Raw genomic sequence first — 6226 nt, forward strand, 5'->3', positions numbered from 1 at the left:
CTTTAACAAACCCGCACGGTGATTTCTCCCGTACGCAGAATTTCCTGTGTATGGTCTTCCTTTTCCACAATCAATCCACCGTCTTCATCAATCGCAACGGCAGTTCCATATTCCCAGTCTGTTCCGCTTGTAAAGCGAATCTTTTTCCCAAGAACATTCGACCACTTGCGGTAATCTTCCATAAAACTTTTATCCGGTAAATCCTGATATAACTTACATAAATTCTCAATAATTGCTGCTACCAATTCATTGCGCGGAATCTTTTCATCCTCTGCGCATACCGTACCGGCAATCTCTTTGATTTCATCCGGATAACCTTCCTTTGGCGCATGGTAATTAATTCCAATTCCCACGACAACTATATCAATCCGTCCCGACTCAAAATCGGACACCGCCTCGGTCAAAATACCACATATCTTTTTCCCGTTCAGATAAACGTCATTGACCCACTTAATCTGCGGTTCCTGTGAAAGGACATCCCGAATCGCACGGCATACCGCAACAGAAGCCGCTGTTGTAATCAAGACAACATCCTGCGAAATTTCCGGCTTTGGACGGAACAAAACACTCATGTAAATCCCACTTCCATCGGGCGAATAAAAACTTCGTCCGCGTCTGCCACGTCCATTTGTCTGCTCCTCAGCAAGTATCACAAGCCCCTCGCCTTCACCATTCAGTGCACATCTCTTTGCTTCCATATTCGTGGAATCAATGCACTTAAACACCTTGATTTTCTGACTGTCGTACGGCTTATGCAGACACAGCCGGATTCCTTCCTCCGACAACACATCGCTTTCTTCTTTCAGGCGGTAACCACGGTTATTTACTGCCTGAATCTGATAACCTTCTTTTTTCAGAGTATTCACTGCCTTCCAGATAGCCGATCTCGTCACGCCAAGTGATTCTGCCATCTCCTGTCCGGACAAATCTCTTTCCCTGCTTGCCTCTAACAGTTTCAATACTTCCGTCTTTACACTCATCGTTCAATCCCTCTCATAATCTCGCCGGCGCAGACCACACCGTCCACTCTCATACGGATTTTCTCTCCCGGATGCGGACAGGCATCTGTCTCTTCGCCATCCTCATTCAACATTTGCAGCACAGAAACTGTCTGGTTTTCGCCATTTTTCTTCATAATTTCAATGGTATCGCCAACTCTGAATTTATTTTTCTGATAAAACACCACATACCCATCTTCCGTTACTTCTTTCACCTGTCCAAGATAAACAGCACCCTTCTGATAGGTATTGTTATCATAAATCTGTGTTTCATGCGTTGGTTTTCCAAAGAAGAAGCCGGTCGTAAACTGACGGTAGGTACATTTTGCAATTTCCGCCTGATAATACGGAATATTTTTCTTATATTTTTCCGGGTCTTCAAAATAATCGTCGACTGCCTGACGGTACGTTCTGGCAACGACAGCGACATAAAGAGCTGTTTTCATACGTCCCTCGATTTTAAAACTGTCAACACCTGCTTCCACCAACTCCGGAATGTGCTCAATCATACACAAATCCTTGGAATTGAAAATATATGTTCCCCTCTCGTTTTCCTCAACCGGCAAATATTCACCCGGACGATTTTCTTCCATAATATAATATTTCCAGCGGCACGGATGGGTACATGCACCAAGATTCGCATCACGGCCGGTAAAATAATTGCTCAAAAGGCACCGCCCGGAATACGAAATACACATCGCACCATGGACAAATGTCTCGATTTCAAGGTCTTCCGGTATATGTGCATCAATATCCGCAATCTCTTTGATGGAGAGTTCACGCGCCGTCACAACACGCGTTGCGCCCAATTTATGCCAAAACCGGAATGTACGGTAATTCACATTATTTGCCTGCGTACTGATATGGATATCAATTTCAGGACAGATTTCCGTTGCAATCTGGAATACACCGGGATCGGAAATAATCAGAGCATCCGGATCGATTTCTTTTAATTCTTCAAAATACTTCTGCACGCCCTCTAAATCTCTGTCATGTGCAGTAATATTCGCTGTCACATACACTTTTTTCCCGTGTTCGTGAGCAAAACGGATTCCCTCAGCCATATCTTCCTTAGAAAAGTTTTTTGCCTTTGCCCGAAGTCCATACATTTCACCGCCGATATAAACCGCATCGGCACCATAATAAACGGCTGTCTTTAACACTTCCAAACTGCTTGCCGGGGCAAGAACCTCCGGCTTTTTTCGATTATTCTCCATGAATTACTCTCCCTTTCCATTTCTTTTTTTCGTACTAATTGTCATGCCATCGGCAATCGGCAGACAGATTGTTTCTAATTCTTCCTTCTCACACAAAACTTGTAAATATTCCCGCATACGTCCATGTATCGTACGATCTCTGCGCAGTACCGCATAACGGGATTCCAACACATCACCATCATGAAAAATATTATCGGACACAAGCATCGCGTCATCTGCCATCAAAGCAATAACATCCGGCAAAAAATTCAAATACTGTCCCTTTGCCGCATCCATAAAGATAAAATCATAGGATTTTCCTTTTATTAAAAGTTGTTTTAATACTTTCGCTGCATCACCTTCAAGCAACGTAATCCTGTCATCTTCATCCAGCATCTCTAAATTTCCCCGCGCTTCTTTTAAGCGCATCTCAACTTTTTCAATTGTCGTAATATGTGAAGATTTTGGCAAATACTCACGCATGCAAAGAGCGGAAAATCCAACCGCTGTTCCAATTTCTAAAACCTCTTTCGGCTTTCTCTCCCGCAGCAAGAAACGCAACATATCTCTTGTGCCGGACCTTATAATCGGCACATCCTCTGAAAGTGCCTTTCTCTCAAGCTCTTCTAATGGCTTTGGCAGTGGCTCCCTGTATTTTTCCAAAAACACTTCCATGCGGTCATGGTGACTCGTCTTTGTGTGTACCATTTTTTCTCCTTTACTAAACGCACAAAAAATCCCAGTCCTGCCATAAGAAAACATGGGATTTTAAGTGTTATCATTTACAATCCGTAAATTACACGGATAATTTCCTCGTAGGTCATACTGCTGTTCAGCGTATAAATACCTTTCTGCATGTCGGTTCCCTCGCGTTTCATCAACTGCATGTGCACATAAAACGCCGCCGGATTACCGACCAAATCCTGATTTGACAGCCGCTTAGCCACTTCAAATTCACCATCATCCTCCGATATGGTAAATGCTTTTGTCTGTCCCGGCGGCAAATCTTTTGACGTATCGCCCACCGCCTCGCAGGCAAAGGAATAGCCGACGCGGCACAGCTGTACACCACCAAATACAACCAAACCATAAAACACGATATTCAGTAATACAATTAACATGGTTCGTACAGCTTTTAACATGGATTATACCTCCATAATAATTGGTAAAATAACCGGATTTCTCTTCATCTTCTTCCACAGGAAGTCATTCAGAGTATCCTTAATTTCTGTTTTAATTCTTCCCCAGTCTGTAATTCCTCTTTCGTATAGACGGTCAAGCGCAATATTAACAACTTCATGGCACTCATCCATCAAGTTTTCCGCTTCTCTAACATAAACAAAACCACGGGATACAATATCCGGTCCTGCCAAAATCGTGTTGGAGCCTTTCTCCAGTGTAAGTACCACAACCAAAAGACCATTTTCCGATAAGTGCTGGCGGTCACGAAGAACAATATTTCCTACATCGCCAATGCCAAGTCCATCGACCATAATTCCCTGTGCAATCGTTTTACCAACAATTGTCGCACGATCCTCACGGAGTTCCAAAATATCTCCGGAACGTAAAATCTTAATATTTTCTTTTGGCACACCCATCTTCTGTGCTACATCTGCCTGTCCCTGCAAATGACGGTACTCACCATGAACCGGTATAGAAAACTTCGGTTTCACAAGCGAATAAATCAATTTAATCTCTTCCTCACATGCATGTCCGGAAACGTGAGTATCCTGAATAATTACCTTTGCACCCTTTTGAGAAAGTTCGTTAATTACTTTTGAGACCGACTTCTCATTACCCGGAATCGGACGGGAACTGAAAATAACAACATCCCCGGGTTTAATTGCGATTTTACGATGAATACTTGCCGCAATACGGGAAAGAGCTGCCATTGCTTCACCCTGACTTCCCGTCGTAATCAGTACGAGCTGCTCATCGGAATAATTTTTCATCTCTTCCAAGCTGATAATCATATTGTCCGGCACCTGAATATAACCAAGTTCCACCGCCGTATTTACGATGTTTACCATGCTTCGTCCTTCAATGACGACTTTACGGTTCTGCTTCTTCGCCGAATTAATAACCTGCTGCACACGATCTACATTCGAGGCAAACGTAGCCACGATAATACGGTTGTGTACATTTTCCTCAAAAATCGAATCAAAAGTCGCACCAACCGTACGCTCCGACTCAGTAAAGCCCGGTTTCAAAACATTCGTACTGTCGCACATCAGGGCAAGTACACCTTTTTTACCAAGTTCACCAAAACGAGCCAAATCAATTGTGTCTCCGTAAACCGGCGTATAATCTACTTTAAAGTCACCGGTGTGTACAACAATTCCTGCCGGTGTATAAATGGCTAATGCCGCTGAATCTGCAATACTGTGGTTTGTCCGGATAAACTCAATACGGAAATCTCCTAAGTTAATATACTGACCATAAGTAACGACTTTTCTCTTAACGTTATTTAACAGATTATGCTCTTTTAACTTATTCTCGATAATTGCCATCGTAAGTCTCGTAGCATAAATCGGAACATTCAGTTCTTTTAACACATAAGGCAGAGAACCGATGTGATCCTCATGTCCGTGTGTAATGACAAAGCCTTTCACTTTATCTCTGTTATCCTGCAAATACGTGATATCCGGGATTACTAAATCCACACCTAACATATCATCTTCCGGGAAAGCCAGTCCGCAGTCCACTACAATAATACTCTCTTCCGTCTCAAACGCCGTAATGTTCATTCCAATCTGTTCCAAACCTCCAAGCGGAATAATTTTTACGCGCTCTTCCCCTGTTTTTTTCTTCTTCAATTTTATTACACCTCTCTATTCTAATCTTAATTCTACATCGTCCAATAACTCTTCTAAGTACTTTGAAATAATTTTCAACTCTTTTTCATCGTCTACAACCTGATACGTTACCAGTTCGTCCTCTGTTTCCTCTCTCAAAATCATTGCTTCTGCTTCCTCATCCTCAATGGAATCTGTCACAAGAAGATACGATACACCGGCAATGTCTGCTTTTTCCAACACAAAAAAAGCCTCCTCGCTGCCATCGTCAGCCGTAAGCATAATGAGTCCATTTTCGTTTTCTAACATCAAATCCTCCTAATTGTGTATGGAATCTAAATAACCTTGTAAAATCAGGGAAGCTGCAATCTTATCTACATACGTTTTCCGATGTTCTGAGCGCACTCCGCCTTCTTTTAACACATCCATGGCAGAAACCGTGCTGAGCCGTTCGTCCCACAGCACTACTTCTAACCCTGTTCTAGCCTTTAGTTTTTCCATAAATTCTTTCGTTCGCTCGACACGCTCTCCCTCCGAATTATTCATATTCTTCGGGTAGCCAAGCACAATACGTCCTACGTCATTTTCCTCTGCCAGTACCTGAATACGTGCCAGAGTCTGTCGTAATTTGTTTTCACTTTTTCTTTTTATAACTTCAACCGGCTGGGCAGTCAAAAGCATGGAGTCGCTAATCGCCACACCAACTGTCACTGAGCCGTAATCAAGTCCCATGATTTTCAAAATAAATACCTAGTCTTCCTTGAGATTATTCTCAATATAGTCTTCTAAAAACACTTCAATAATTTCGTCACGCTCTGCGCGCATAATCAAACTTCTTGCACCTTTGTGACTGGTAATATAAGTCGGGTCTCCCGACATCAGATACCCAACAATCTGATTAACCGGATTGTAGCCTTTTTCCGTCAATGCAGAATAAACTGCCGCAATCACATCACGGACATCCAAATCTTTCTCCGCCTCAACCTTAAAGTATTGCGTATTATTCAATTCCTGCATGCCGCCACATCCTTTCTATAATCATACCCAATTACTAATATTGTAATATATATAACCTCAATTCGCAAGAGTTTTTTTGCATGAAGTTTATCTTCGCAATCTTATAATATTTTTCACCAAGCACAACAGAAGAACGGCAGCCATCATCTGCTTTTGTTTTTTTATCATACTTGAGTTTCCGCAAAGCACATTAAAAAAAGTGGATGACTTTAATTAAAAC

The 6226-nt window shown here is 42.3% G+C and carries 8 protein-coding genes; all 8 read right to left on the reverse strand.

The features are described 5' to 3' along the window. Positions 1–2: 2 nt before the first annotated feature. The 8 genes from DW005_RS11695 to DW005_RS11730 all read right to left on the reverse strand — a co-directional run bounded on the left by DW005_RS11695 (position 3) and on the right by DW005_RS11730 (position 6006). Positions 3–980 carry a biotin--[acetyl-CoA-carboxylase] ligase gene (locus DW005_RS11695; protein ID WP_117479647.1) on the reverse strand — a complete coding sequence of 326 codons (978 nt, stop codon included), beginning with the start codon at positions 978–980 and terminating at the stop codon, positions 3–5. Continuing rightward, complete coding sequence (locus DW005_RS11700; protein ID WP_117479649.1) at positions 977–2215, reverse strand: U32 family peptidase; 1239 nt, start codon at positions 2213–2215, stop codon at positions 977–979. The genes DW005_RS11695 and DW005_RS11700 overlap by 4 nt, the downstream gene beginning before the upstream one ends. A gap of 3 nt (positions 2216–2218) precedes the next feature. Continuing rightward, complete coding sequence (locus DW005_RS11705; protein WP_242989457.1) at positions 2219–2902, reverse strand: O-methyltransferase; 684 nt, start codon at positions 2900–2902, stop codon at positions 2219–2221. A gap of 74 nt (positions 2903–2976) precedes the next feature. Continuing rightward, on the reverse strand, positions 2977–3336 hold the full coding sequence (locus tag DW005_RS11710; protein WP_022376175.1) for an endolytic transglycosylase MltG: 360 nt from the start codon (positions 3334–3336) through the stop codon (positions 2977–2979). 3 nt (positions 3337–3339) lie between these two features. Then, complete coding sequence (locus tag DW005_RS11715; protein WP_117479651.1) at positions 3340–5010, reverse strand: ribonuclease J; 1671 nt, start codon at positions 5008–5010, stop codon at positions 3340–3342. Between the two features lie 15 nt (positions 5011–5025). Then, positions 5026–5298, reverse strand: a complete 273-nt coding sequence (locus tag DW005_RS11720) for a DUF1292 domain-containing protein (RefSeq protein WP_242989459.1) — start codon at positions 5296–5298, stop codon at positions 5026–5028. Positions 5299–5307: 9 nt separating this feature from the next. Then, positions 5308–5730, reverse strand: coding sequence for a Holliday junction resolvase RuvX (ruvX, locus tag DW005_RS11725; protein ID WP_022376178.1), 423 nt, complete (start codon positions 5728–5730; stop codon positions 5308–5310). Between the two features lie 9 nt (positions 5731–5739). Next, positions 5740–6006 (reverse strand): IreB family regulatory phosphoprotein, encoded by a 267-nt coding sequence (locus DW005_RS11730; RefSeq protein WP_022376179.1) that lies wholly within the window; start codon positions 6004–6006, stop codon positions 5740–5742. Between the last annotated feature and the right edge of the window lie 220 nt (positions 6007–6226).

Source organism: Clostridium sp. AF36-4 (assembly GCF_003435975.1).
In the GTDB taxonomy this organism is placed as follows: domain Bacteria; phylum Bacillota; class Clostridia; order Lachnospirales; family Lachnospiraceae; genus Eubacterium_F.